This window comes from Pelatocladus sp. (assembly GCF_059505505.1).
On the sequence record NZ_JCACKS010000020.1, the window covers coordinates 23,934 to 49,262 of the forward strand.

General features: G+C 40.7%; 22 protein-coding genes and 1 tRNA gene. 16 read left to right on the forward strand and 7 right to left on the reverse strand.

Going from position 1 to position 25,329, the window contains the following annotated elements:
- Positions 1-373 precede the first annotated feature (373 nt).
- The 3 genes from efp (at position 374) to AC5JMK_RS02165 (ending at position 2,080) form a co-directional block, all read left to right on the forward strand.
- Positions 374-931 carry an elongation factor P gene (efp, locus tag AC5JMK_RS02155; protein ID WP_096673302.1) on the forward strand — a complete coding sequence of 186 codons (558 nt, stop codon included), beginning with the start codon at positions 374-376 and terminating at the stop codon, positions 929-931.
- Positions 932-1,114: 183 nt separating this feature from the next.
- The gene (gene accB / locus AC5JMK_RS02160; protein WP_096673300.1) at positions 1,115-1,666 is read left to right on the forward strand and encodes an acetyl-CoA carboxylase biotin carboxyl carrier protein; all 552 of its coding nucleotides are present in this window, start codon (positions 1,115-1,117) and stop codon (positions 1,664-1,666) included.
- Positions 1,667-1,735: 69 nt separating this feature from the next.
- A complete protein-coding gene (locus AC5JMK_RS02165) occupies positions 1,736-2,080 on the forward strand; it encodes an ArsR/SmtB family transcription factor (protein WP_096673298.1) in 345 nt (114 codons plus the stop codon).
- Positions 2,081-2,176: 96 nt separating this feature from the next.
- Here AC5JMK_RS02165 and AC5JMK_RS02170 read toward each other — a convergent pair whose 3' ends face one another.
- The 3 genes from AC5JMK_RS02170 to proS form a co-directional block, all read right to left on the reverse strand.
- The gene (locus AC5JMK_RS02170; protein WP_096673296.1) at positions 2,177-2,785 is read right to left on the reverse strand and encodes a GerMN domain-containing protein; all 609 of its coding nucleotides are present in this window, start codon (positions 2,783-2,785) and stop codon (positions 2,177-2,179) included.
- 69 nt (positions 2,786-2,854) lie between these two features.
- The gene (locus tag AC5JMK_RS02175) at positions 2,855-3,655 is read right to left on the reverse strand and encodes an LmeA family phospholipid-binding protein (RefSeq protein WP_096673294.1); all 801 of its coding nucleotides are present in this window, start codon (positions 3,653-3,655) and stop codon (positions 2,855-2,857) included.
- A gap of 158 nt (positions 3,656-3,813) precedes the next feature.
- Entirely contained in the window at positions 3,814-5,661 is a 1,848-nt protein-coding gene (gene proS / locus AC5JMK_RS02180; protein ID WP_495909281.1) for a proline--tRNA ligase, read from the reverse strand.
- 121 nt (positions 5,662-5,782) lie between these two features.
- Here proS and AC5JMK_RS02185 point away from each other — a divergent pair, with 121 nt between their 5' ends.
- Complete coding sequence (locus AC5JMK_RS02185) at positions 5,783-7,183, forward strand: 1-acyl-sn-glycerol-3-phosphate acyltransferase (protein WP_495909282.1); 1,401 nt, start codon at positions 5,783-5,785, stop codon at positions 7,181-7,183.
- Between the two features lie 63 nt (positions 7,184-7,246).
- Here the strand turns inward: AC5JMK_RS02185 and AC5JMK_RS02190 are convergent, their stop codons facing one another.
- A complete protein-coding gene (locus AC5JMK_RS02190) occupies positions 7,247-8,011 on the reverse strand; it encodes a circadian clock KaiB family protein (protein ID WP_495909283.1) in 765 nt (254 codons plus the stop codon).
- 116 nt (positions 8,012-8,127) lie between these two features.
- Positions 8,128-9,441: a type IV pilus twitching motility protein PilT gene (locus AC5JMK_RS02195; RefSeq protein ID WP_096673288.1), complete on the reverse strand. Its 1,314-nt coding sequence runs from the start codon at positions 9,439-9,441 to the stop codon at positions 8,128-8,130.
- Positions 9,442-10,248: 807 nt separating this feature from the next.
- Here AC5JMK_RS02195 and AC5JMK_RS02200 point away from each other — a divergent pair.
- The 3 genes from AC5JMK_RS02200 to AC5JMK_RS02210 all read left to right on the forward strand — a co-directional run bounded on the left by AC5JMK_RS02200 (position 10,249) and on the right by AC5JMK_RS02210 (position 12,538).
- A complete protein-coding gene (locus AC5JMK_RS02200; protein WP_096673286.1) occupies positions 10,249-10,623 on the forward strand; it encodes a hypothetical protein in 375 nt (124 codons plus the stop codon).
- A 177-nt stretch (positions 10,624-10,800) separates the two neighbouring features.
- Complete coding sequence (wecB, locus tag AC5JMK_RS02205; protein WP_096673284.1) at positions 10,801-11,916, forward strand: non-hydrolyzing UDP-N-acetylglucosamine 2-epimerase; 1,116 nt, start codon at positions 10,801-10,803, stop codon at positions 11,914-11,916.
- Between the two features lie 142 nt (positions 11,917-12,058).
- Positions 12,059-12,538, forward strand: coding sequence for a hypothetical protein (locus AC5JMK_RS02210; RefSeq protein ID WP_096673282.1), 480 nt, complete (start codon positions 12,059-12,061; stop codon positions 12,536-12,538).
- A gap of 355 nt (positions 12,539-12,893) precedes the next feature.
- Here the strand turns inward: AC5JMK_RS02210 and AC5JMK_RS02215 are convergent, their stop codons facing one another.
- Positions 12,894-15,113, reverse strand: a complete 2,220-nt coding sequence (locus tag AC5JMK_RS02215) for a GumC family protein (protein WP_096673280.1) — start codon at positions 15,111-15,113, stop codon at positions 12,894-12,896.
- Between the two features lie 936 nt (positions 15,114-16,049).
- Positions 16,050-16,121, reverse strand: a tRNA-Gln gene (locus AC5JMK_RS02220).
- A 358-nt stretch (positions 16,122-16,479) separates the two neighbouring features.
- On the opposite strand from AC5JMK_RS02220, the gene AC5JMK_RS02225 reads away from it, so the two are divergent.
- From AC5JMK_RS02225 to AC5JMK_RS02265, 9 genes are all read left to right on the forward strand, one after another.
- Positions 16,480-16,806, forward strand: coding sequence for a hypothetical protein (locus AC5JMK_RS02225; protein WP_096678680.1), 327 nt, complete (start codon positions 16,480-16,482; stop codon positions 16,804-16,806).
- 606 nt (positions 16,807-17,412) lie between these two features.
- Positions 17,413-17,727, forward strand: coding sequence for a PqqD family peptide modification chaperone (locus AC5JMK_RS02230; RefSeq protein WP_096673276.1), 315 nt, complete (start codon positions 17,413-17,415; stop codon positions 17,725-17,727).
- On the forward strand, positions 17,711-18,151 hold the full coding sequence (locus tag AC5JMK_RS02235; protein ID WP_096673274.1) for a lasso peptide biosynthesis B2 protein: 441 nt from the start codon (positions 17,711-17,713) through the stop codon (positions 18,149-18,151). Before AC5JMK_RS02230 ends, AC5JMK_RS02235 begins: the two co-directional genes overlap by 17 nt.
- On the forward strand, positions 18,148-20,166 hold the full coding sequence (locus AC5JMK_RS02240; RefSeq protein ID WP_096673272.1) for a lasso peptide isopeptide bond-forming cyclase: 2,019 nt from the start codon (positions 18,148-18,150) through the stop codon (positions 20,164-20,166). The genes AC5JMK_RS02235 and AC5JMK_RS02240 overlap by 4 nt, the downstream gene beginning before the upstream one ends.
- A gap of 126 nt (positions 20,167-20,292) precedes the next feature.
- Positions 20,293-20,490: a lasso peptide gene (locus AC5JMK_RS02245; protein ID WP_096673270.1), complete on the forward strand. Its 198-nt coding sequence runs from the start codon at positions 20,293-20,295 to the stop codon at positions 20,488-20,490.
- Positions 20,491-20,579: 89 nt separating this feature from the next.
- On the forward strand, positions 20,580-20,774 hold the full coding sequence (locus AC5JMK_RS02250; RefSeq protein ID WP_096673268.1) for a lasso peptide: 195 nt from the start codon (positions 20,580-20,582) through the stop codon (positions 20,772-20,774).
- Positions 20,775-21,235: 461 nt separating this feature from the next.
- Positions 21,236-22,141: a hypothetical protein gene (locus AC5JMK_RS02255; protein WP_495909284.1), complete on the forward strand. Its 906-nt coding sequence runs from the start codon at positions 21,236-21,238 to the stop codon at positions 22,139-22,141.
- 40 nt (positions 22,142-22,181) lie between these two features.
- On the forward strand, positions 22,182-24,020 hold the full coding sequence (locus tag AC5JMK_RS02260) for an ABC transporter ATP-binding protein (RefSeq protein ID WP_096673262.1): 1,839 nt from the start codon (positions 22,182-22,184) through the stop codon (positions 24,018-24,020).
- A 51-nt stretch (positions 24,021-24,071) separates the two neighbouring features.
- A complete protein-coding gene (locus tag AC5JMK_RS02265) occupies positions 24,072-25,202 on the forward strand; it encodes a nucleotidyltransferase domain-containing protein (protein WP_096673260.1) in 1,131 nt (376 codons plus the stop codon).
- The last annotated feature ends 127 nt before the right edge of the window (positions 25,203-25,329 follow it).

A 25,329-nucleotide genomic window follows, 5' to 3' on the forward strand; every position in this document is an offset into this window, starting at 1 on the left:
TCTAGCCCTGTTCGCACGCGCGTCCCGGAGGGAACTAGAAAAAGGATACAAGAAAGAGTTTTTAAGCATGGAAAAGAAAAAAGGCGATCGCCTTTTTTCTTTTCTTTCCCTCTTCTTTATTGATAGGTGAAAATTCCCGCCTTGCTGAATCGCAGTATGAATCTAGATGTACCAGACGCGATATATCGCGTCTGGTACAAAGGTTTTGGAATCACCTCAAATCCTGCATCATACATGAAATCAGCAACGCCAAAATTCCTACCCTTCTGACTTTGGCCTCCAGCATAGCTACCTTCTTTTATGACTTAATGACTAATTTCTCCTTTTGAGGGGTACAATAAATGCCGATTGTCTTCCAAACTTTGAAAGCTTCATGATCTCCAGTAACGACTTTCGACCTGGTGTCTCTATTGTTTTAGATGGATCTGTATGGCGGGTAGTGGAATTCCTCCACGTTAAGCCTGGAAAAGGTTCCGCATTTGTACGGACAAAGTTGAAAAATGTCCAAAGTGGGAGCGTTGTAGAAAGGACGTTCCGAGCAGGGGAAACTGTACCACAAGCGACTTTGGAAAAAAGTACGATGCAGCATACCTATAAAGACGCCGATGATTACGTCTTTATGGATATGGAAACCTATGAGGAAGGTAGATTAAGCGCAGCCCAAATTGGCGATCGCGTCAAGTACCTCAAAGAAGGTATGGAAGCTAACGTCGTCCGTTGGGGTGAACAAGTACTAGAAGTAGAACTACCTAACTCTGTGGTGCTAGAAGTGGTGCAAACTGATCCTGGTGTTAAAGGTGACACAGCTACTGGTGGCAGTAAACCTGCAACAGTAGAAACTGGTGCAGTTGTGATGGTTCCTCTGTTTATTAGCCAAGGAGAACGTATCCGCATTGACACCCGGAATGACACATACCTGGGCAGGGAGTAAATCATAACTCAGCAAAGATGGAAATCTGTATTTCTATCCCTAGCGGGGATTTCCATCCCTGCCTCACTTAATATTTAATCTTTACCAAAAAGTCTATCTACCAGTACATTCGTCATTAACTGCATATACCAAGCTGCTCCGCGTCTACTGCCTTTTTTAACGCATTATGAGGTAATTAAAGCTGTGCCATTGGACTTTAATGAAATTCGTCAATTATTGGAAACTATTGCCAAAACAGATATTACAGAAGTAACACTTAAAAGCGACAATTTTGAAATCACAGTACGTAAAAATATAAACACCACTTCTGGTGTATCATCGACAAACGTAGTGTCTTCAGGCGTTAGTACTGGCTCAGAATTACCGCTTGTCATGCCAACTCCACCAATAGCATCTTCTGCTACATCAGACGCGACAGCAAGCCGTACTGTTGATACTCCAGCTAATACAGATGTACAATCACCAGCAACTCCCTCACCGCTAGAGCAAAAAAAATTTACAGCAGTTACTTCCCCAATGGTGGGAACATTTTATCGTTCTCCTGCACCTGGAGAAGCAACATTTGTAGAAGTGGGCGATCGCATCCGTAGCGGTCAAACTGTGTGTATTATTGAAGCCATGAAACTGATGAATGAAATCGAAGCCGAAGTATCCGGACAAGTGATCGAAATTCTCGTTCAAAATGGCGAACCTGTAGAATATGGTCAACCTTTGATGCGAATTAATCCAGATTAAGTATTAATCTATATTACTAATGTCTAAATCTGTAAAATTTCTCAGTTCAGTTCTTCCGAAACAATCGTGATGAAACAAACGTTGCCTATACCGCCAGAAGTTGTGCAACAAGTAGCTGAATACTTTAGCCTGTTGAGTGAACCAATGCGCCTGCGATTGTTGCATTTATTGCGGGATGATGAAAAATGCGTACAAGAGTTGGTAGAGGCAACCCAAACGTCACAAGCAAATGTGTCAAAGCACCTGAAGGTAATGTGGCAAGCGGGAATTTTGAGCCGTCGCAGTGAAGGAACTTGTGCCTACTACCGGGTGGAAGACGAGATGATTTTTGAATTATGTAACCGAGTTTGCGATCGCCTCGCCAGCAGGTTAGAACAACAAGCTCGGAGTTTTCGTGTGTTGAATACAAAGTAGTTTGTCATTAGTCATTAGTCATTAGTCATTTGATTGTTATAATCAACCACAAACTACCAAGTCCTAATCAAATAACCAATGACCAATGACCAATGATTAAGGTTGAAAATTTTCATTAAAGTTTTGGCGTGTGAGTGGTTGTTCCAACTCCAAACCTTCGCCACCTAATACATCAAGTTGTTTGCTGTCTACATCAATATATACTTTAGCATTCGGATTTAAACTAGTGGCTGTGTAAACAATTTGACCGAGCCGCCCTTGCATAGAAGTGCTTCCACCGCCACTAGTAAATTCTCCAGACAAATTGACACGAACAGTATCACCTTGAACGTCTACACCCAAGACTTTTGTTCCTTGAGGAATTGTACTCGAACCCTTACTTCCTTCTGTAGGCCCTTCTAATAAGCGTTGGAAAGCTGCTGTTAAAAATTGGTTGGGTTGGTTACGATTTGCCGAAACCTGGATCGATTGAGAAACCAGTTGAAAATTTTTGCCAGTGTCTTGTAACCAATAAATTTGGGTTGTTTGTTCATTTCCTACCTGTGGCGGATTTCCGGGTACAAGGCGTTCCGATGGTGTAGGGTTGGGGTTTTGAGTGGAATTCCAGGTTAACAACCCGACTCCGCCTCCTACCACCACAACTGCTGCTGAAATAGCTGCTACTAAACCAGAAGAAACCCGTTTAGATTCTTGTTGCTGACTCATATACAAAACCTTCCTTGAACTCTTGATACTATGCTAAGTGAAGAGGAGTTTAGTTAAAGACGAGACTTACTAACGGCGAGTTTCCAACAACTTAGAGGATGGTTCTACTCTAAAAAATGCTGCCACTTCCAATTTCCCTGGCTTCATTTTCCATTTTAGAATTCGCATTTGTAATCCGTCACCTTCCAAATTACGTAAATCTAATTGTTGATTTATGTTACTAATAATCAAATTGAGAAATTCTGCTGGAAACTCTTCTCCATCTAGTGATACTTGTGGATCAACTAGCTGAAATTGTCTGCCACCAACGATACTTAATCCAGAATTAATTTTAAATAAAAGGGGTATTAGCTCCTCATCGCTTTGTAATTCTACCTGAAAAATAAATCTGTTATTGGCTAGAAATTCTACCTTGGGATTGACAAAATTAGAAGCTTGAGCAAGTTGCAAAGCAGAAGAATTCCGTTTATTAAACTTTTGTACCCTCTTAAGAAACTCTGGTGATTGTAAAACTTTATTGATATCTTGCTCTGTGACAACCAAACGTACTCCAGCCTGCAAAGGTTGTTTTAATTTGGGTAATTTTTGCCTGATACTACTTGGCTCAAATTCTATTTGATCAGTCTCCAGTTCTAAAACTGCGATGCGAAAATCTTGTTGTTTTAATTGCAAAGAACGCCCTGCAATTAACACTCTTTCCACTTTACCTTGCAGTAATTGATAACTAGGAGCATTATCTACTCTTACTTGTAGTTCTTCCACTGTAGAAAACTGCGATCTGATGGCATTTTCAGCAGTCTGATCAATTACCACTCCTACAGGAGCAACTATACCCAATAGGCTAGATATAAGAATTGTCAGAAGTTCCATATTATTTTGAAGGGAGCAGGGAGCGGGGAGCGGGGAAAGGGGACAAGGAGGACAAGGGAGACACCGAGGACAAGGAGGACACGGGAGACACGGGAGACAAGAAATAGAATAAACACCAATCCCCGATCCCCGATCCTAGATCCCCGATCCCCAATCTCCTATCCCCTATCTCCTATCCACCCTTTAAGAGTAGATACAATTTCAGTGATGGGGATTTCGTGAGAATTGCGGCTTTTTCTTTCAACTACTTCGACTTTGCCATTAGCGATCGCTCGTCCTGTGACAATTCTATAAGGTATACCAATCAAATCTGCATCTTTGAATTTTACTCCTGCTCGTTCATTGCGGTCATCGAGTAAAGTTTCGATTCCAGCTTGATTGAGTTCTGTATAAAGTTTTTCGGCGATTTCTACTTGTTGGGCGTCGTTAATATTGGGAATTGTGATGATAGCATGATAAGGTGCGATCGCTACAGGCCAAATAATTCCGTCTTTATCGTAAGATTGTTCTACTGCTGCTTGTGCCAGTCGTGATACTCCCACACCATAACAACCCATCACCAGAGGTTTTTCTTCACCCTGTTCGTTGGTATAAGTCGCTCCCATTGCTTTGGAGTATTTTGAACCCAATTGGAAAATATGCCCGACTTCAATCCCACGAGCGCTTTTTAAAGTTTTTTCGGGGTTGTGTATAGCGCGATCGCCTGCTCTAGCTTTACGTATATCTACTAAAACTTCAGGTATTTTAAATTGCGTTTGCCAATTTGCTCCGACTACGTGATAACCAGATTCATTTGCACCTGTGACAAAGTTCTTTAAATCAACGGCGGTTTGATCTACCAAACGCAAAAACTTTGGATGGACTGAACCCCCCTCATTCTCCCCGTTGATGGGGGTAAGTTGGCTCCGGTTGGGGAGGGGTTGAATGTAATCATCAGCAATATCAGGTGCAATATAACCCAAAGGCAAAGTTTTCGTTGCCCATTTTTTCTGGGCGTCTGCGTCGGGTACTGCTAACTTGATCACTGCGTTTCCACTATATTGGGAAGCTAATTTTGTTAACTCATTTTGTAACTTAACTTCGTTAACTTCTTGATCACCCCGGATACTTACTAATACCAATACTGTTGTGCCAGTATCATAAACTGCTTCGTAAAGAACATTTTTCACAACTTGGGTGGGAGAACATTTGAGAAAATTACAAACTTTCTCGATAGTGTCGGTTTTCGGAGTTTCCCTTTTTTCATAACTGTTAAAGCTGGAAGATTCCGCCTCAGCAGGTAAAGATACAGCTTTTTCGACATTGGCGGCGTACTTACCATCTTCAGTGTACAGGACTTCATCTTCCCCAGCTTCAGCCAGTACCATAAATTCTGTGGAACCAGAACCACCAATCGCCCCAGAATCTGCTTCCACAGGACGAAAAGCCAAACCAGAACGCCGCAACATATTGCTGTAGGCTTGGTACATATCCTGATAAGTTTCTTTCAAGCTTTCTTCATCCACATGGAAAGAATAGCCGTCTTTCATAATAAATTCTCGTCCACGCATCAAACCAAAACGGGGACGAATTTCATCACGAAACTTAGTTTGAATTTGATACAGATGTAATGGCAGTTGACGGTAAGAGCGAATCATATCACGGGCAATGGTCGTGATCACTTCCTCGTGAGTCGGCCCTAATGCTAATTCTTGTTGGCGGCGATCGCTGAAGGCGAACATGATACCCTCAGCTTTAGTATAAGTATCCCATCTGCCAGATTCACGCCATAGTTCTGAAGGTTGTAATTGCGGTAAAAGACATTCTTGGGCGCCAGTGGCGTTCATTTCTTCCCGCACAATCTGGGAGACTTTTTGTAATACTCGCCACATCAGTGGAAGATAGGCGTAAACACCACTACCGATGCGACGAATGTAACCTGCGCGGAGTAGTAATTTATGACTGGGGATTTCAGCATCTGCTGGATCGTCCCGCAGTGTAACGAATAACATTTTTGACAGTCGCATCGTTTGTCCCTTTTTCAGTGTTGCTAATATCTAACTACAGAAGTTTGAAGATAAAAAAATTAAATTTTTATATTTCACCCTTCATACTTCATACATTTCGCTATCATCGGAGAACATTACCTTGCCTGATGTCATTAATCAAGCACAGCCACCTCTAGAATTTATTCCGCCAGCATTTAATCCCTCAGTTTTACGAGTGATTCAGCTAGGTTTAGCCAGTTACTTACGCTGGAAAACAGCAATTAGCCAAGTTGAAGCAAATAAAGTAGAGGTTTTGGTAAATCTCTATCGCCAGTTTCAAGAGGGAAAGATTCGTTTTTTGATAGCATTTCGCCATCCTCAAGCTACAGATCCACTGTGCTTGGGCTACTTGCTTTCCCAACTCGTGCCAAGGTTAGCACGACAGCAGAGAATATCGTTACAGCATCCAACCCATGCTCATTTTATCTACGATCGCGGTATTACATTATGGGCTGGAAATCAAGTTGGCTGGATCGCTTCTCGTTTAGGTGCAACACCCATTCAACGGGGTAAAGCAGACTGGACGGGTTTGCGATTAGCACGAGATTTGTTCACCAATGGACGCTTCCCAATGGCTGCTGCACCAGAAGGCGCTACCAATGGGCTTTCAGAGATTGTTAATCCCCTCGAACCCGGAATCGCTCAAATGGGTTTTTGGTGTGCGGAAGACTTGCAAAAAGCTGGACGAGATGAACAAGTTCTCATTGTACCAATCGGAATTCAATACAGTTATGTTGCAGCTCCTTGGGATGCGATCGCCAATTTGTTAACTCAATTAGAAAGCTACTGTGGTTTACCTCTATATCAAGAAATCTCTTCTTACACTCCAAGCACCTCTCCACCTCCCCACTCCTTCTATCCTCGTTTATTACGTTTAGCAGAACGTTTACTAAGTTTAATGGAGGATTTTTATACACGCTTTTATCATCAAAAATTGCCAGAAATTCAAACGCAATCCCAAGATATAAACGAACTAATAGCCACGCGTTTAAATACACTTTTAAATATAGTTTTACAAGTAGCAGAAAATTATTTTGATTTACAGCCTAAAGGAAATTTTAACGACCGTTGTCGCCGAGTAGAACAGGCAGGTTGGAATTATATTTTCAGAGAAGATTATAAAGATGTAAAATCACTGTCATCTTTAGAAAGAGATTTAGGCGATCGCATTGCTGAAGAAGCTAATTTGCGAATGTGGCACATGCGTTTAGTCGAAAGTTTGGTTGCTGTTACAGGTAATTATGTACAGGAAAAACCTACCGCCGAACGCTTTGCTGAAACAACATTATTAATCTGGGATGTTGTTACTAGAATTAGAGGCGGTAATCCTTTCCAGCCTCCGCTTTTGGGTAAACAAACAGCGAAAATCACTGTGGGTGAACCGCTATCGATTTCCGAACGGTATCCAGTGTATAAGGGAAGCCGTCAAGGTGCAAGACTAGCAGTTGCAGATTTTACCAAAGATTTGCAGGATGCAATGGAAGGTTTGATTATGAAATAAAGGTGATTGTGGCGATCGCACTACCCATTCGTGACAGTTTAAGCGGTCATACTGGTTATGCAGTTAACTCTGTTCTTTTGCACCCAACATCTGCAAAATTTTATCTACATTATCCAAGTCGCCCACAATACGTCGAATAGGAAGAGGCCAAACTTTTACAAGGGTGGGGGTTGCTGTGACTTGATTTGTTTCTGCTTGTTCTGGATGGCTGATAACATCAATGACTTTTAAAGTATAAGGTTGACTAAGGTATTGTTCTAATAGATCGTGGAGACTCTCAAGAATACGTTCGATACCGGGGCTATGTCCAGCAACAAATAGACGTAGGACATAACCTTGGGCGTTTGGTTGTATTTGTAGTGTAGTTGCTTCTTGGTAGTATGGTACTGCTTCAAAAGGATCTAGACGTACGATTAGGTCATGATCCTCCCAAAGTTGCGGGAACGAAGAGCGGTAACTAGTTAATACTATGCGATCGCATAATCCTTCTTGCCAAGGTGCGCTTTGCCATAAGATATCCCCTGTACCAAAAATGGCATTCAGTATTGCTTGATGTCGCATCACAGCTGGATAAGCTTCGGCAAAAGTACGTATTTTTTGTGTACGTGGATCTAACCAGTGATCAATAGTTGCTGTGTAGCAAGGTACTAAAAAATGAGGCGGTTCTGGTAAATCTAAGATCTCTTGTAAAGTTGCACATAAGTGTAAATGCCATCGGCCTTGCTTACCGGGATCAATACAATAAATTAAATCTCCTCCAGGCGTGAACAGCGCAATGCCTTTGAATAACTGGGGTAGGATTAGTCTATCTGAAGTCAAGGGAATCAATCGGTTAGGGGCTGGAGGTTAAATGTCAACTAGGAATTAGAAGCTAGTGTAGGACAACTATAGTTTTGTTTTTATTATTTCCCAATCCCCAGCCCCCTATCCCCTATCCCTCATTCTTAAACTCGACCTCGAAGCATCTGAGCCATTTCGTTGGGAGTGGGCGACATCTCCAAGGCTGTTTCTTCGGTGATGCGACCTTCAGTATAGAGGTTGAACAGAGACTGGTTCATAGTAATCATGCCGTCAAAACCGGCCTGTTTCATTAATTCAGTAATTTCATCGTATTTACCATCTTTGATCCAGTCTTTAACGGCTTCTGTGTTTATTAGAATATCGTGAAAGGCAGCACGCTTACCATCTGTTGTACGACACAAACCTTGAGCAATCACTGCTACTAAAGATTCCGAAATAGCCACTCGCATAGCATCTTGCTCATCGCCTGAGTAAAGATTGAGGATACGTTCAATCGTTTTCACTGCGCTGTTAGTATGCAGGGTCCCCATAACTAAGTGACCAGTTTGAGCCGCTTTTAAGGCTGTATTCACGGTTTCTTTGTCTCGCATTTCCCCCACTAGAATCAAGTCTGGGTCTTCCCGCAAAGCAGCTTTTAAGGCGTTGTCAAATTTTAGGGTGTGCATTCCCACTTCCCGTTGTTTGATCAAGGACTTTTGACTTCTGTGAACAAATTCAATAGGGTCTTCGATGGTGATGATATGTTTGGGCATCTCTTTGTTAATGTAGTCAATCATCGCTGCCATCGTGGTAGATTTACCAGAACCTGTCGGGCCTGTCACCAAGATCAAGCCTTTGTGGTAGTGGGAAATATCCCTAAAAACAGGGGGTAAGCGTAACTGGTCAATGGTTAAGATTTTGAGTGGAATTAACCGCATGACCATAGCATAGCCTTTGAGAGAATCAAAGATATTGATCCGCACACGGGCAAATTCATATTGAGTTGCACCGTCGAATTCTAGGTGTTCTTCAAACCGTTGAATTTCTGCTTCTGTCAATACTTCCCGCATCCAATTTATAAAAGTCTCTTTATCCGTTTCTGGATAATCTGTGGTTTGGATTTCTCCACGGTTACGCAAGCGGGGTGGTTCGCCTACACCTAAGTGAATATCAGATATGCCATTATCATAAGCTTCTCGTATTAACTGATTTAAACTTGGGTGTAGAGTGTTGCTCTTAACACGGGCTGAACTGGGATTAGGTACTGGTGGTGGTGTCCCAGGACGATGTGCAGAAGCAGGACTAGGTGTTGGCGATGGTGGTATTGCAGACTGAGCAGTACGACTTTTGTCAACTGGTATTTCCAAAGTTTGTGTACACTGACCCTGTGTACTGATTGTTGGTGGTGGGGGCGGAAGTGGAGGAACACCACGGGCTGGAGTTGGAACCGAATTTAATGGATTTTGTGATTCTGACATGTATCTTTACAATTGATTAGTCCCAAGTTTTTAATCTGGGAGTGATTTGCTGTGTGCGATCGCTGAATGCTGAATTATGTTCAATCTCCTTAACTTTTGTTAAAGTATTCTTTTTTACCAAGATTTTTCTTTGGCTTAAGTTAACAATCTTTATTTTGCTGACAAATATATATTTAACATAACATCTATATTAAATGTGCCTAGTAATATTACATAGAAGCAAAGTAGGAACTAAAACCAATAAAAAGTCTACTAATTTTCAATTTAGGTCAATACTGCAAGGGATAGGATTTTTCGTCATAATTTTGGCATGTAGAGACGCGAAATTACCCTGCGGGATATTACTACGCCTCTCTACAGGGTTAAAATGTCACAGACATTTCATCAAATGTCTAAGTAATTTGGTGTGGTGAAGAATAGCTTCAGTCAGAGAATGAGCTTACATGGTGTTCTCCACCTTCATTTTGCTGCACTAGACACATCTCAAGATTATGAGATTTATGTTTGATTTTGATAAGGAATATTAAGAAAACTAGAAGAGAATTCTTTGATATATATCTAATTAGTTAGTTTTTAGATATTCTCTGTCCAAGGATAGATGGCAGAAATAAGTTTTTAGCAAATATATCTATATTTAAGGTTGTCCATAATAAAAAAAATATAACTGTTAATTTTATTAACTAAATGCTCATCTTCTCAACTAGTTTTTATATACTGAACTTCACTAATAGTTGATCCCTTTGTTTTTCAATATCAACGAAAGACTTCTGAATTCCAAACAGATTTGCGTATTTAGGAGATACACTTATGGCTCTCTCACAAACAGCTAATTTCAGCAAGACAGATTCCTTATTAATGGTTAAAAGCTTTTTGATATGGTCTTTCACATTGGCAGTATGCTTGCTGGTTGTCGGTTTTCCTTTGGTTGTTTTCATGGCTACGGTCGGATGTCTGTTATCTATTGTTCTGCAATCTGTGATGCCTGTTAGTGCCGTTTTAGTTGTGGCAGGTGGTTTAATTCTGTTTAATATTTTGTCTGTTGTTATCGGTGCAAGTGTGCTGACAGCTAAGGGTATTCATCCCAAAGAAGTGAAGTGGTTGAGCTGGTTGCATGGAGAAACAGAACAAATGCAGAAGACAGTCTATGCAGCTTGTCCACTCACTTGTGACATCGAACTGTAACCTAATCGCTAAATTCGACAAACAGTGCATCCTGCCCGGTTTTACCGGGTTTTTTCATGCTTTTTTGTCATTTGTCATTTGTAATTATTGAACATAAGTTGAACTTCACAATTATTGACTATTGACCATTGACCATTGACCATTGATTATTGACCAATGACTAATGACCAATGACCAATGACTAATAACAAACTCGTTTACATAATTTTAGGTACTCGTCCAGAAGCGATTAAACTAGCTCCGGTAATTCAAATTTTCCAAGACTTTCCAGGGTTTGAAACGCAAGTTATTTTGACTGGACAGCATCGCGAAATGGTTGAACAAGTTATGCGGCTTTTCGACCTCACAGCAGATCGTGATTTAGAAATTATGCAACGACAACAGTCTTTAACTGATATAACTTGCCGCACCTTGCGAGGATTAGAAGAATTATTTCAAGAAAATAAACCAGATTTCATTTTGGTGCAAGGAGATACTACCACAGCATTTGCAGCAACATTGGCAGCCTTTTATCAAAAAATTCCTGTTGGTCATGTAGAAGCTGGGTTAAGAACAGATAACTTATTTAATCCTTTTCCCGAAGAAGCTAATAGAAGGCTGATTTCACAACTGACTCAATTGCATTTTGCGCCAACACCTTTAGCTGTGGAAAACTTAAAAAATTCTGGTGTTTTGGGTCAAATTCACATGACCGGGAACACGGTGATTGACGCATTGTTGAATGTAGCAGCAAAGGAACCTGCTTGTAATATACCTGGTTTGGAATGGAATAAATATCGTGTTTTACTAGCGACTGTGCATCGCCGGGAGAATTGGGGAGAACCACTGCAAGGAATCACGCAAGGATTTTTACAGATATTAGATAAGTTTCCAGACACAGTCTTACTATTGCCACTACACCGCAATCCTACGGTACGAGAACCATTACAGGCAAGTTTGGGCAATCACCCTCGGATTTTTTTAACAGAACCTTTAGACTATGGTGAACTGGTAGGGGCGATTATGCGATCGCACCTTCTGCTGACTGACTCTGGTGGTTTGCAAGAAGAAGCACCCAGTTTAGGTAAACCAGTTTTGGTTTTACGAGAAACAACAGAAAGACCAGAAGCTGTTACTGCTGGGACAGCTAAACTTGTCGGAACTAGATCAGAGACTATAGTTGCTAACGCCGTAGAATTACTGAGTAACCCAGCCGCTTATGCAGCAATGGCAAATGCAATCAATCCCTTTGGAGATGGCCACGCAGCAGAACGAATTTTGCAGATAGTGCAGAATTACTTGGGGAATGGGTAATCGGGGATTGGGGATCAGGGATCGGCGATTGGGTATGGGGCGTTGGTATTTATTTTCCCCCTTGTCTCCCGTATCCCCCAATTGCTTCCTTTATGCTAAAATTAATCGGCTTTCAAAGCAGTAGCAAGTTTCTTGCATAAATATGGTTCAGTACACTCTCGCTCAAAGCCCAGATATTATTCTCACTGTACCTGGTAAAGATTCAGCCAAAGCCCGTGAGAAAGCTATGGATCAGCTGATGCAACTCATGGATGAAGGTGATTTACCTACAGAACTCGAAGACGGATTTAGTGCCAAACAATTGATAGAGGTAAAAGAAGTATCAATGGATACTAAGAACAGCGAAGACGAAATTACCCAAGCTGTTCAGATTCTCAGTAACCTAGCTACGCTGAAGCTGAAAGTCCAAGATTCACGCGCCGAAGCATTGGAAATTCGTAAACAAATTGATATCCTCTTCTCAGATAATTCTGTAACAGAAGAGGAAATTGCTCGCCTCAAGGAAGGCTTTAAAATTCTCAAAACTTTTGCTCAGGCGAATCTACGTTATCAGGAAGCAAAGGCGAAAGCTGAAGAGGCGCGGCAAATACTAGATCGTGCTTTAAAATCACCGGATAAGTAAGTGGTCTGTCCCATTAATTTTGATGAGTCGGGAATCTATAGCAGTTCTCATTTGAATCAAATACACCGCCACAAACAATGTAGAGACGTTACATGTAACGTCTGGGCGCAGCGTATTGCACACAACCGAGAAGCCCTATATAATCCAATACGGTTCGGATAAAACAATCGATTTGCATTTAAACCCTGTAGAGACGTTGCACTGCAACGTCTCTACATGCCTAAATTATGACGAAAAATCCTTAACTAAACCGTATTGATCTATAACCCCTCAGAATTAATGCGATAGACCAGTAATAGTTAGTAACTGATTATTGATGGTTGATGGTTGGTAGTTAATACCAACTATCAAACAACTATCCTTTAACTTTTCTTACAGAAGAAGAAGTCGGCGCAGAGTGATTTGTGTCGTCTGTGTCATCGTCGTCACCTACACGTTCTACGCTCATGCTCTGTCTGTAATATTGCTGATAGTAGGTATAGGAAGCAAGTGCGGCGTCTCTTGACTTGTTGGCTACCAACCCTAAGATGGGTGTGCCAGATATTTGTAGCTCTTCTAATGCTTGTTGGAAGACGGTACGCTTCAACTTACCTAAACCAGCGACTAATACCATACCGTTCGTGTTAGCTGCCAATAAAGTTGCGTCAGCAAATCCAACGAGAGGTGGTGTGTCGTAAATCACTAAATCAAAACTACTATGTAGGTCTTGCATTAAGTCCTGCATTTTTTGAGACGCGAGTAACCTGATCGAATCTGGGGGAATAGGACCAGCAGAGAGGACGTAGAGATTGTCTTCAATTGGCGATCGCTCAATCACGTTGCTCCAGTCTAAGTCTGAAGAAATAACGTCAGTTAATCCCTGAATATTCATTAACCCTACCCGTTGGTGTAGGTTGGGAGAACGTAAATTTGCATCCACAAGCAAGACTCGGTGTCCCATTGCTGCTGCTGCTAAGGCTAAATGGACAGCAACTGTTGATTTCCCGTCGCCTTGTCCTGCGGAACTTATTACTAGTGAACGAATTGGTGTATCAGAACCTAAAAGCAGAATATTGGTGTAGAGAGAGCGAAATACTTCAAAGAATGAAGCGCGAGTTGCTTGCTGCAAACCACCAGAAGTATTACCTGCATTTGTGGAAAGAGCTATTTCTTTCCTTAGAGGAACAACTCCTAACAATGGAAGTCCGATGGTTTCTTTGAGTTCCTTAGATGTGTAGAAAACATTGCTGAGTTTATCAACTACTAAAGCAGCTCCTACGCCCATCAGCAAACCTAACATTCCTCCCAATAATAGATTTCTCTTAGCACTATCTGAGATGGCGTCAGGATCATCCACTTTTGTCAATTGAGGATCTAGTAATTTCCAAGGTTGCAATCTTTGAGCGTATTCGATTTGCAATGCTTGTTGCTTGGCGGTAAATTGACTTAAGCCCTCGGTGGCAATTTTTAATTCTCGCTGGATATTATCGTAATCACGACTAACTGCTGCTAAAGCTCGCAAATAGCCATTGAGATTATCTATTTTTTCAGTAATGGCAAAATCACGTGCTTCCAACTCCCGAATGCGGCTTTGAAAATCTCTGTTTACCCTTGCTCTTTCTCCTTCTAACATTGAGATCATTGTGTCTCTCTGTTCGGAAAGACGCACCATACCTTCTTCTTGCCCAGTAAATATAGATCCTCTTTTGGCAATTTCCGCATCCGTTTGCTGAAGTTGATCGAGAATTTTTTGATAGCGGGCGTTGTCACTGAGCAGAGAATTACTTGCTGATGCACCTGTTTGTTGCAATAACTCTTTTTGCAAGTCCTGATATTGAGCTCGCATTTGTTCTAGCATCACACGATTTTCTAGTTGCTGCTGTGTCAGTGTGGCAACATGAGTAGAGACTTCCTGTGCTTTTTGTTCTGGCTCGACTAAATTATTCTTTTGTCTGATGGTTCGCAGTCTTTCTTGCCAGTCTTGGACTCGTTGTTCTAATGGCTTTCTTTGTTTTTCTACAAATTTAATTGCCTGCTCAACGTCGTTACGGCGTTCTGCTAAACTGTACTCCAGATAAGCATTTTTAATGGTGTTTAACAAATCAGTAACTAGCTGCTGATCTGGATCGATGTATTGAACCTCTAAAATATTTTGCTCTTTAGGCTCAATCACTAAGTTGTCAATTACATAGTCGTATTCTATTTCTGGGTACTTAGTCTGAAGCTTTTTGATGACTGGCTCTAGGACTCCACGGCTTTGTAAAACTGCAATTGTTGTCTTGGTTTGCTCAGTCGTTTCTGGAGCTGCGATCGCGTCGGTATCCCCTATAGTTTGAGGAACATTAGCTATAGCCTTACTCTCACCAGTCACAGGCTTAGTTAAAATTTCAAAGCTGCCTTGGTATATTGGTGGATCTGTTTCTGCTTTTAATACCCCTGCGGTTGCGACTAAGCTAGTTGCACCAGCTATTAACAATGCTCGCCGACGAAGAGCTGCTCCTACTTGACCTAAATTTAATCCACCTTCATCAGCATCATTTAATTGAGCAGAGTTGGCTGTTAACAACGGGTGATGAGATTTGTCTGATTTCAGCATAATCTTAGTATATTGAACTACATTCCTCACAGAAATAATTGGGAATTCAGAATTCAGAATTAATAAATGTCAAAAATAAAAGCCCACAGTTTGATAGATTATCAACAAAATTTATTTTCTGTTTCAGGTGTCCCCTACTTTAATCGTGAGGTAATTCTAAATACTGAATTCCTAATTTTGAATTTGTTGTCACCCTGTCTCAAGTCTTAAAAATGTCTGTCAATAGATATGACTAGCTTTGGCTAGCTCTGTATAGGTTTTCCGGAGCGGGTAAGATAAATATCCGTTCCTTTTCCCCTGAACCCAGAAGTATTGCTATGCCTACACAGTAACATTTCGTAAGGTAGATTGGTAGTTTTATCTAGATCTTCAATCGAGATGTATGTTACTTGTGAAGTACTCCGGCTTGCTTCGCTGAAGCCGTAGCTTCAAAGAAACAACCATCATCGTTTCGCGTCTCACTTGCCGCAGCCTCCTTGTACGAGTACAAATTGGTCTTACACAGCATCTCTCGGTTTGCACCGTTTATCTTCTCAAAGAAGAACCCGCGCAGCCGCCCGCCTCCCGCAGGCAGTTTGATTACTTTTCCGTACACGTTCTGCCCTATTAAGCTCTGAGCGGTTCAAACAGTCCTAACCACCTCCATCATTCTCATGGCTGTACGGCGACTTTGGTATCTTCCAACTATGAATATTTTACGTGTTGACGGTTCCCAAAATACTTCTCAACACAATTCCATATCTACCCTTGCAAGAAGCAGTTAGAGAATTTTTTTAAAGAGAAACAAAGGGTTCTCATCCTCCAGGATTGTTTTGATAGATTTTTTATACTCTACTATATAGCGATCGCTCATCTGAATTTAGTTATAACTACAACTAAACCATAGCCACATAGCCAACAATCAACTAACCGCTATAAACATATTTATTAAATTAACTGGGGCGCTAGGATTCGAACCTAGGGATGGCGGGACCAAAACCCGCTGCCTTACCACTTGGCTACGCCCCATCGCGTTTTCGCTGTTTAACAATATAGCAGTTTTAGCTATGGTTGTGTCAAGTAGTCTCACCCAAAAATTTTGAGGAGTGGGCATTAAGCATGATTAACAACCACCAACATTAGAACAATGCCTTGATTTATGCCAGTGCGATTACAGTTGACATTCTTTAAATCTGGCTGCAATCTAAATGTGTGCATCCAGCAATTTTGGCTAGTTCCAGTGTCATTTACAAGTGGAGAACTAGAAACATCAAGCTAAAATCAAAGGTTCTTGATTGTCTGTAGCTTGAGACTAGTTGTTAGTTGAATGTTTAATCTGTCAACAGCATTAAAATTGCATATAAATTTTATTTATAAATCAATAGTTATGCCTTTTAGTCGGTCAGGGATGAGCATCAGTGTTATTTATGACTTCGTCATGCAATTTATCTTCACTACACCGACGTTCCAAAAGCATAAAACGCATGACTTTCGGGGATTTATTTGTGGGCGTGACTATGTATTTGAACCGATAGATGATTTAAATAAAGGTTATATGACAGCGCAGTGTAAAGGCGTCAAGCGTGGCGACTGGATTATTTTAGAAAATGATCGTCGCTTTTATCGATATCAAGTTGAGGAAATTGATTACTACTCAGAACCATCAGACATGTGGATAGCTTTACTAAGTCAAGGGATAGTTGAAAATTTTTAATTTTATAAGTAGTCGCTTGTAAATTTTATTTTGCTATGCCTCTGTTTCTATTTTCAAAAAACTTAGGATTAGCAAACACTTGCAGTAATTTAGTTGATTTTTATTTGGTAAAACTTTACTCAATATTAACCTAATTGTGTTTTTTTGATGAATTATAAGTACATGACGGCTATGATGTATATTATGGTATGAGAAAATTACGTAAGCATCTTCCACATTCAGGGTTGTTAATTTACTAAATATCTACCACTGCATAATTTAAGAACTCAGTTTTACGGTAAGATTTTGCAAATTTATACCAGGGTTGAGAGTAAAAGTAAAACTCCGTTCATAGTTGAAAGAAAAAAATACTTAAAAACCGAAAAATCAGTTACCCATAACTGTATCTTTTTTTGCGATGGATACCGATGTAAAACACATATACTATGCGTGTTTCCCATCGGTACATAGAAGCAGATCGTAAGACTATGGTTAACTGTGTAAAATTTTGATCAAATTTTGCTTTTTTTACACAAATTTGCGGTCATTTTGAGCCTGAATAAAGTAGTGCCGTTTTAACAGGCACAATTGGATTCACAAATACAGCCAAAGGAAAATGTAGAGAAGATGAACTTCAAAGCAGTAGAGCAAAAAATTTCAGAAAATTCAATCATTGTGGCATCTGTTGAGCAAATTTCCTCTGATTTAGGGGGTGAAGCAGTAATTCTCAATCTGAAATCTGGTATGTATCACGGTTTGAATGAGGTGGGAGCAAGAATTTGGAATTTGATTCAAACACCCAAAACGGTGAAGGATATTAAAGCGGCGATCTTGGCAGAGTACGAAGTCGAAGTTGAACAGTGCGATCGCGATTTGCTTGCATTGCTTGAAGAACTTCTAGGTGCGGAACTAATAAATATTCAAAATGACGCTACTGTTTAAATTTTTGAGGTTTGATGCAGGCGATCGCCATTTATTAATCATGACTTTAATTTTACTAGCGGCTATGCGCCTGGGATTGTGGTTACTGCCGTTTCGTACCCTCTTAAAACTGTTAGCAAGAATCAGTCAACCAGTCCACCCGCAAACTACAAACCAAGTATCTATCCGCAAGATTGTTTGGGCTGTAAACGTAGCTAGTCGTTACATGCTTGGAGTCAAGTGTTTAGCTCGTGCTTTGACTACACAAGTCCTGATGAATCGGTATAAACACCCTTGTCAACTGCGTATTGGTGTCGCCAAAGACAACTCAGGAATCCTAGAAGCTCATGCTTGGATAGAACATCAGGGAAAGATTGTGATTGGTAATCTTAGTGACCTTTCGCGCTTCATTCCTTTGCCAACATTAGAAGGAGTCAAGCTATGAGTGGAATCATGGGCATTTACCACCCTAATCATCATCCTGTAGACAGGGAAGATTTAGGACTCATGCTTGAAGTCTTAGCACACCGAGGTTTAGACGGTACGGACATTTGGGTAAATGGGGCTGTGGGTTTTGCACATCGAATGCTGTGGACTACACCTGAATCCTTAATCGAAAAATTACCTTTAGTCAATAAAACAAGTGATATAATTATTACATCTGATGCTCGCATAGATAATCGCGATGAACTTTTAAAAATATTACAATTTGATCATCTTCCCCACGATAAAATCACTGATAGCCAGATCATATTGGCTGCTTATGAAAAATGGGGCGAAGAATGTTCAGAACATTTGCTTGGCGATTTTGCCTTTGCCATTTGGGATCAACGTCAGCAAATTCTCTTTTGTAGCAGAGATCATTTTGGAGTCAAACCTTTTTACTATTACCATCAGCTAGGTCAAGCCTTTATATTTGCCTCTGAGATTAAAGCGCTTTTCTGCTTACAGCAAGTTCCGCGCCAAATCAACGAAGTGAGAATAGCTGACTTCTTAGCATTAATGATGGAAGATAAAGCCATCACGACTTACCAAGATATTTTACGGCTTCCTCCTGCTCACAGCATGGTAGTGAGTCACTCAGGGATACGTTCTTGGTGTTACTGGACACTAGATCCTCACCGAGAAATTAAGCTAGATTCAGATGAGGCATATGCTGAGGAATTTCGGAAAATTTTTACCGAAGCAGTGCGGTGTCGTATGCGTAGTGCTTTCCCGATTGGCTCTCATTTAAGTGGTGGGCTAGACTCTTCCTCCATCACCTGTGTTGTTCGTGAATTGCTTGCCCAGCAAGGAGATACCCAATTACACACTTTTTCCAACATTTTTGATGAAGTAACTGAATGTGATGAACGTACTTACATCAACGCTGTTTTAGAGCAAGGAGGTTTGATTCCTCACTATGTCAAAGCTGACCAATTTGGTCCGTTGTCAGACATTAAAGAGATTTGGCAATATGAAGATGAAGCCCTCCTCGGTCCTAGTCATTTTTATCCTTGGAGACTAAATCAAGCAGCTAAACAGGCGGGTGTGCGAATAGTCTTTGACGGTCTTGATGGTGATACAACAGTTTGTCATGGTGTCCCAAGACTAAGAGAATTAGCGCATCAAGGAAAGTGGTCAACTTTTGTTGCAGAAGCCCAAGGAGTAGCCCAAAACTTAGAAGCTTCGCCCCAATCACTGCTGAAAGCTTATGGTATCGCTGAACTGCAAAAACAAGCTAGACAGTTTCGCTGGTTGACTTTCGCCTTTGCAGTAAATCAAATTCATCACTCTTTCAACATCTCTCGCAAATATCTACTCGTCAATTATGGACTCAAATCCCTAATTCCCAAATCCATACGTCAGCTTTGGCAAAGATGGCGAGGGCGTACTCCATCAAAATCACCACTTGCACCCCTTGTCAACTCTAGTTTTGCTCAACGCATCGGTTTGGATGAGCGCATCTTAGCACTCGACAATTCTAATCAACCACCACTCACAACTAGAGAACAACACTGGCGCGACCTTTCGCAAGGCATATTTCCCTACATACTAGAACAGCTAGACCGATATGCAGCACCATTTTCCCTTGAAGCTCGTCATCCTTTTTTGGATAAGCGATTAGTAGAGTTTTGTTTGGCACTCCCAGCAGAACAGAAACTCAGCCAAGGATTGGGACGAATGGTGATGCGTCGTGCTTTGATAGGTATTCTACCGGAAGCTGTGCGGTGGCGAGGAGGCAAAGCCAATATGACTTCTAACTTCATGCACGGTATGCTAACTCTTCATCGTCAGCTTCTTGATGAAGTGATTTCAGATCACCTAAAAGCTATTGAAGAGTACATTGAGCCTGATTACCTGCAAGCAGCTTATCGCCGCATGATATCAGAGCAGAAGGTATCAGAGGAAAACACTATGACGGTTTGGCAAGCAATTGTCTTGGCTTTGTGGTTTCGCCACAGACAACCTACGCCATAAATATTCAAGAAGTATTCAGTGTTCTTGGCAGGTTGTGAGCTTGGAGCTTAAACCTTATCACCAAGCAGCACCGTAAGCCCAATTCAGGGCAGCGCTACCTAAAAACAAACAACTAGGAGATTAACAATGAAACAAACATACAACACTCCCAAGATGATTGTCCATGGCAATCTGGCAGAGTTGACTCAAGTTGCCGGAAGAAACCTTACAAAAGACGTTCTTTTCTTCAACGGGAACCCAAGTAATATTCAGAGTGACGATTCGCAAGATATCTTCTGCGATACCAATACTGGTAACTGTGAAAACCGTCCAGCAGGAAATTAATAACAGCTTTCAGACAAGCTGAAATCATTAGTTCTGGCTATGTCGTAGATCCAACAGGGTAGAAACAAAAAACACAGGAGATTTAGACAATGAAACAAACATATAGCACCCCAAAAATGATTGTTCACGGGAATTTGGAAAAGCTGACTCAAGCAGCTGGAAATCGTGCCTTTAAGGATTTACTTGTCTTCAACGGTCGAGTAGTAGAAACAAATGACGATTCCCTTGATGTCAATTGTGGTCCTACTGGTCAGGACTGCACAAAAAGCCCGGCAAAACCCTAGATAATTGCTGTGAAATAAGTTGAGGTTACTACTTGTGAGGTTAAGTTGTTCTTGGTAGAACATTAACCTTTAGCGATAAAGGCGTTGTCTATTGTCAGATCCAAGACTAGTTGTCTATCGCATTAATTTTGATGAATCGCGGGTGTTCAGATCCCCGACTTCTCAACTGAAGTCGGGGATCTATAAACCCCTTAAGGTCTTCTAAGTCAACGCAAGCTGGGTTCGTGGTGAGCGCTTAAGCGCTCATAGATGACTAAAGTTCACCCTTCGGGTAGACACGTAGACGCAAAGCGGCTACTTACCCTTCAAAGTTACGTTGACAGACCAGTAGTAGACAACACTCTATCAACTGCTGCTAGTTTTTCAGAGATTTAGTATGAAAACACTAATTCAGTTGAAAATTTTTGCTGAAATTAGACAACGCCTTTTTCCTCAAAATTTAAATATTGCTCATAGAAATAATGTATATTTACACCGCTTATAATCTCTGTATCCACTCGGAGATTTATTTACCTGAACTCCCAGTTGCTGAAGGTTCACCAGATGTCGTTCTACGTCTAGGGAGCTTGGGTACTATCTCCGAAGAGACACTGACTCAACAGAATCATATCTTTGGTGACTTACCAGGAATTGGTAAATTTTTCTTTCGGGCTGGACAAGAGGTGATTATCGAACCCGAACCGGGTGTTGATGAGTATAAGCTACGTGTAAGCATACCTGGTTCTGTAATGGCAGTATTGCTGCAACAACGAGGGCTATTGGTACTTCATGCTAGTAGTGTTGCAATTAACAACAAAGTTGTGGCGTTTATGGGTGCTTCCGGATGGGGGAAATCCACCTTAGCAAAAGCCTTTCATGCTCAAGGCTATGACATTGTGACAGATGATGTCATGGCTATTCAAACTGACGCAGGTAGTCCCATTGTCTTCCCTGCTTTTCCACAAGTCAAACTTCTACCTGATGCAGCCGCTTCTTTAGGATACAGTCGCGAGAGTTTACCTGCTCTGTTTCCCAATGCCTCAAAACTATCTTATAAATTTACCAAAGGATTTCAGAGTACACCCTTGCCATTGCAACGAATTTATGTTCTAGACAAGGGAACAGGTCACGAGATTATTAGCTTATCGCCCCAAGAGGCTTTTGCTGAGTTATTGCGTCACACTCGTGCAACGAGTTTACTCACAAATCAAGACTTTGCTAAATCTCATTTCGATAAATGCACAACTTTGGTTAGGGAGGTATCTTTCTGTCGCTTTCTCAGAAAGCCTTCACTGATAGATCTACCCCAGCTAGTAAATTTAGTAGAAGATGATGTTGCCCAACTGAGTGATCAAGACTCCGAACGCACCAATTTCCTAGCCGTATAACCAGATTGATAGTTGTTTATTTAATTTAGGTTTTAAGACTTTGAATAGCCAAATACGTAGTGCGAAGACGATACTGAATAATCTCGTAATCACAGTGAGATTGGTTTGGGCTGCTTCTGGCTATTGGACTCTAGCCTGGATATTACTGCTATTGGTGCAAGGATTACTTCCTGGAGTCACGGTTTATTTGACTCGCTATGTAGTGAATAGTCTGGTTGCAGGTGTTGGTGCTGGTATTTCCTGGGACAATATTCAGACAGTGCTGATACCTGTAGGTTTGATGGCTGTTGTATTGCTACTCACGCAATTTCTGCAAGGTGCTAGCGGATTGATTAGTACAGCGCAGTCAGAACTGGTTCAAGATCATATCAGTGAATTGATTCACAAACAATCAGTTGCTATTGATTATGGTTGTTATGAATCATCTGAGTATTACGATCAACTTGAACGGGCGCGGGGGGGTGCAGCTGGGCGATCGCTTGCTTTATTAGAAAGTACAGGTAGTCTAGCCCAGAATACGATTACCTTGTTTACCATGGCTGCAATCTTGCTTCCTTATGGTTTTTGGCTGCCGATCATTCTTGTGATTAGTGCCTTACCTGCGTTCTATGTGCTACTACGTGTAAACAAACTTCAGTATCAATGGTCACAAAGAACTACAACTCAACGCCGTTGGTTAATGTACTACGATCTGCTATTGACCAACTCCGCAACGGCGGCGGAAGTACGATTGTTTGATTTTGGTGATTACTTTCAATCGTTGTACCAAAAATTGCGTCGGCAACTTCGACACGAACAGCTAAAACTCATCAAAGAGCAAACATTAGGTCGCTTTGTTGCTGGTATCATAGCTTTATTTGTGACTGGTTGTGCGCTTGCTTGGATGGGACGGCAAGTATTATTAGGAGTTCTAACTTTAGGAGACTTAGCCCTTTTCTACCAGGCATTTAATCAGGGACAGGGAATTGTAAAATCTCTGTTGGACAACTTGGCACAAATTTATCGTAATAGCCTGTTTATTAGTAATTTATTTGATTTTTTACAAATTCAGCCGCAAATTGTAGATCCATCTAACCCAGTCCCAGTACCCTCAACACTCAAGCAAGAAATCAGATTTGACCAAGTTACATTCCGCTATCCTGGCACAGAGGAAGTAGTTTTAGAGAATTTTAACTTGACGATTCCTGCTGGCAAAATTGTGGCGATCGTTGGTGATAATGGTGCAGGCAAAAGTACACTCATTAAGCTTTTGTGCCGTTTTTATGATCCTGACTCAGGAAGAATTGAATTAGATGGTATCAATTTGTGTGAATTTGCTGTCACAAAATTGCGTAGATTAATTACTGTTTTATTCCAATCTCCTATTCCTTACTACACTACAGCAGGTGAAAATATTGCTTTGGGAGATATCACAGCAGTATCAAATCAGACAGAAATTGAAGCCGCAGCTCAAGCATCGGGTATTCACGATAAGATTATGCGCTTACCCTTGGGTTACAACACGATGTTGGGTAAGTTGTTTCCATCAGGAACCGATTTAAGTGGAGGTCAATGGCAACGTCTAGCGCTAGCGCGAGCTTTTTTTAGACGCGCTCAAATCATTATTTTAGATGAACCCACAAGTGCTATGGACCCCTGGGCTGAATACGATTGGTTAGAACGTTTCCGTTCCTTAGCAGCAGGACGTACTGCTGTTGTGATTACTCACCGTTTCACTCTGGCGATGCAGGCAGATATGATTCACGTGATGCGTGCTGGTCGAATTGTAGAGTCTGGCAATCATAGAGAATTATTGACTTTAGGCGGACTTTATGCTCAGTCTTGGCAAGCGCAAATGGAGTCCAGTTCAAGTCAGAAAATTGAAAATGGGATTGTTTAACTAACTGAAAATCAATAAATCATAGACTTATATTAAAGTGAATAAAAGCAAATGCAAACTCTACCAAAGTTAAATACCAATATTTTAGGTGTTAATATTCGTCCTGAAATGCAGCTACTGCTTTGTTGTGCTTCTACTAAAATAGATGTAGCCAAAACTGAAGAAATAAAAAGTTTGATTCAACGAGCAGATTTAGACTGGCAAGATGTCATCGGTAATGCATATAAGCATGGTCTCATGCCGCTTTTATATACTAATTTGAATGCGATCGCACCAGATATTGTTCCGAAAAATGTCCTCAATCAACTTCGCAATATTTTCTACACAAATGCTCAACGCAGTTTAATGCTAACTGGGGAACTTGTACAACTCTTACGTCTATTGCAAGAAAATGAGATTCTCGCTGTTCCTTATAAGGGTCCTGTTTTAGCGAATTTACTATATGGAAATATTGGACTGCGTCAGTTCTGTGATTTAGATATATTGGTGCAACAACAGGATGTTTTGAAATTCAAAAATCTCCTAATTACTAGAGGATACAGACCAAAAATTCAATTGACAGAAGTTGAGGAAATTAATTATTTAAAAGATAAAAGTAAGCATACCTATAACTTTATAAATGATAGCAAGGGAATAATGGTGGAAATTCATTGGCGAATTACACCACGCTATACATCTGCAATTGAAGTCAAGTATATTTGGGAAAATCTCCATTCATCTAGCCTTGGTGGGATGGAAATCTACAGTTTCTCGGCAGAAGATTGGTTACTATTGCTCACTAATCATGCATCAAGACATCGTTGGGAAAAACTCAGTTGGTTAGCTGATATTGCAGAGTTACTTAGACAGAACACCGAAATTAATTGGGAAATAGTGATTCAAAAAGCTAATGATTTTGATTGTAAAAGAATGCTTTTTCTCGGTCTTTTTCTCACACGTCAGTTGATAGGAATAAATTTACCGATAGGAGTTATCAATAAAATTACGAATGATCACAAAGTCGCAAAATTAGCTTCAGAAATTTGTCTGGATATACTTAATAAAACTAATACTAATCATAAATTTATGCAAAACACTCGCTATCATATTCAGGTAAGAGAGCGTTTGCACAATAAAATTTTGTATTTAGAGTTATTCTGGCGTTGGTTAATTAGAGATAAAAGTATTTTACTAGACGAATAATTATAATAATACGACAAAAAAATAAGTAATTTCAAGATAGAGATCTGAAAATTTTTATCTTTTATAATTCAATAAGCTGATGTGCATTTAAACTAGGATTTTTGAGAGCTATACTGCTTACTGTGTC

Bases quoted from the DNA above. Each gene is read 5' to 3' on its own strand.
- efp (WP_096673302.1), top strand. From the start codon at position 374: ATGATCTCCAGTAACGACTTTCGACCTGGTGTCTCTATTGTTTTAGAT.
- AC5JMK_RS02165 (WP_096673298.1), top strand. From the start codon at position 1,736: ATGAAACAAACGTTGCCTATACCGCCAGAAGTTGTGCAACAAGTAGCT.
- AC5JMK_RS02170 (WP_096673296.1), bottom strand. From the start codon at position 2,785: ATGAGTCAGCAACAAGAATCTAAACGGGTTTCTTCTGGTTTAGTAGCA.
- AC5JMK_RS02175 (WP_096673294.1), bottom strand. From the start codon at position 3,655: ATGGAACTTCTGACAATTCTTATATCTAGCCTATTGGGTATAGTTGCT.
- proS (WP_495909281.1), bottom strand. From the start codon at position 5,661: ATGCGACTGTCAAAAATGTTATTCGTTACACTGCGGGACGATCCAGCA.
- AC5JMK_RS02195 (WP_096673288.1), bottom strand. From the start codon at position 9,441: ATGTCAGAATCACAAAATCCATTAAATTCGGTTCCAACTCCAGCCCGT.
- AC5JMK_RS02200 (WP_096673286.1), top strand. From the start codon at position 10,249: ATGGCTCTCTCACAAACAGCTAATTTCAGCAAGACAGATTCCTTATTA.
- wecB (WP_096673284.1), top strand. From the start codon at position 10,801: ATGACTAATAACAAACTCGTTTACATAATTTTAGGTACTCGTCCAGAA.
- AC5JMK_RS02210 (WP_096673282.1), top strand. From the start codon at position 12,059: ATGGTTCAGTACACTCTCGCTCAAAGCCCAGATATTATTCTCACTGTA.
- AC5JMK_RS02215 (WP_096673280.1), bottom strand. From the start codon at position 15,113: ATGCTGAAATCAGACAAATCTCATCACCCGTTGTTAACAGCCAACTCT.
- AC5JMK_RS02225 (WP_096678680.1), top strand. From the start codon at position 16,480: ATGCCTTTTAGTCGGTCAGGGATGAGCATCAGTGTTATTTATGACTTC.
- AC5JMK_RS02230 (WP_096673276.1), top strand. From the start codon at position 17,413: ATGAACTTCAAAGCAGTAGAGCAAAAAATTTCAGAAAATTCAATCATT.
- AC5JMK_RS02235 (WP_096673274.1), top strand. From the start codon at position 17,711: ATGACGCTACTGTTTAAATTTTTGAGGTTTGATGCAGGCGATCGCCAT.
- AC5JMK_RS02240 (WP_096673272.1), top strand. From the start codon at position 18,148: ATGAGTGGAATCATGGGCATTTACCACCCTAATCATCATCCTGTAGAC.
- AC5JMK_RS02245 (WP_096673270.1), top strand. From the start codon at position 20,293: ATGAAACAAACATACAACACTCCCAAGATGATTGTCCATGGCAATCTG.
- AC5JMK_RS02250 (WP_096673268.1), top strand. From the start codon at position 20,580: ATGAAACAAACATATAGCACCCCAAAAATGATTGTTCACGGGAATTTG.
- AC5JMK_RS02255 (WP_495909284.1), top strand. From the start codon at position 21,236: ATGTATATTTACACCGCTTATAATCTCTGTATCCACTCGGAGATTTAT.
- AC5JMK_RS02265 (WP_096673260.1), top strand. From the start codon at position 24,072: ATGCAAACTCTACCAAAGTTAAATACCAATATTTTAGGTGTTAATATT.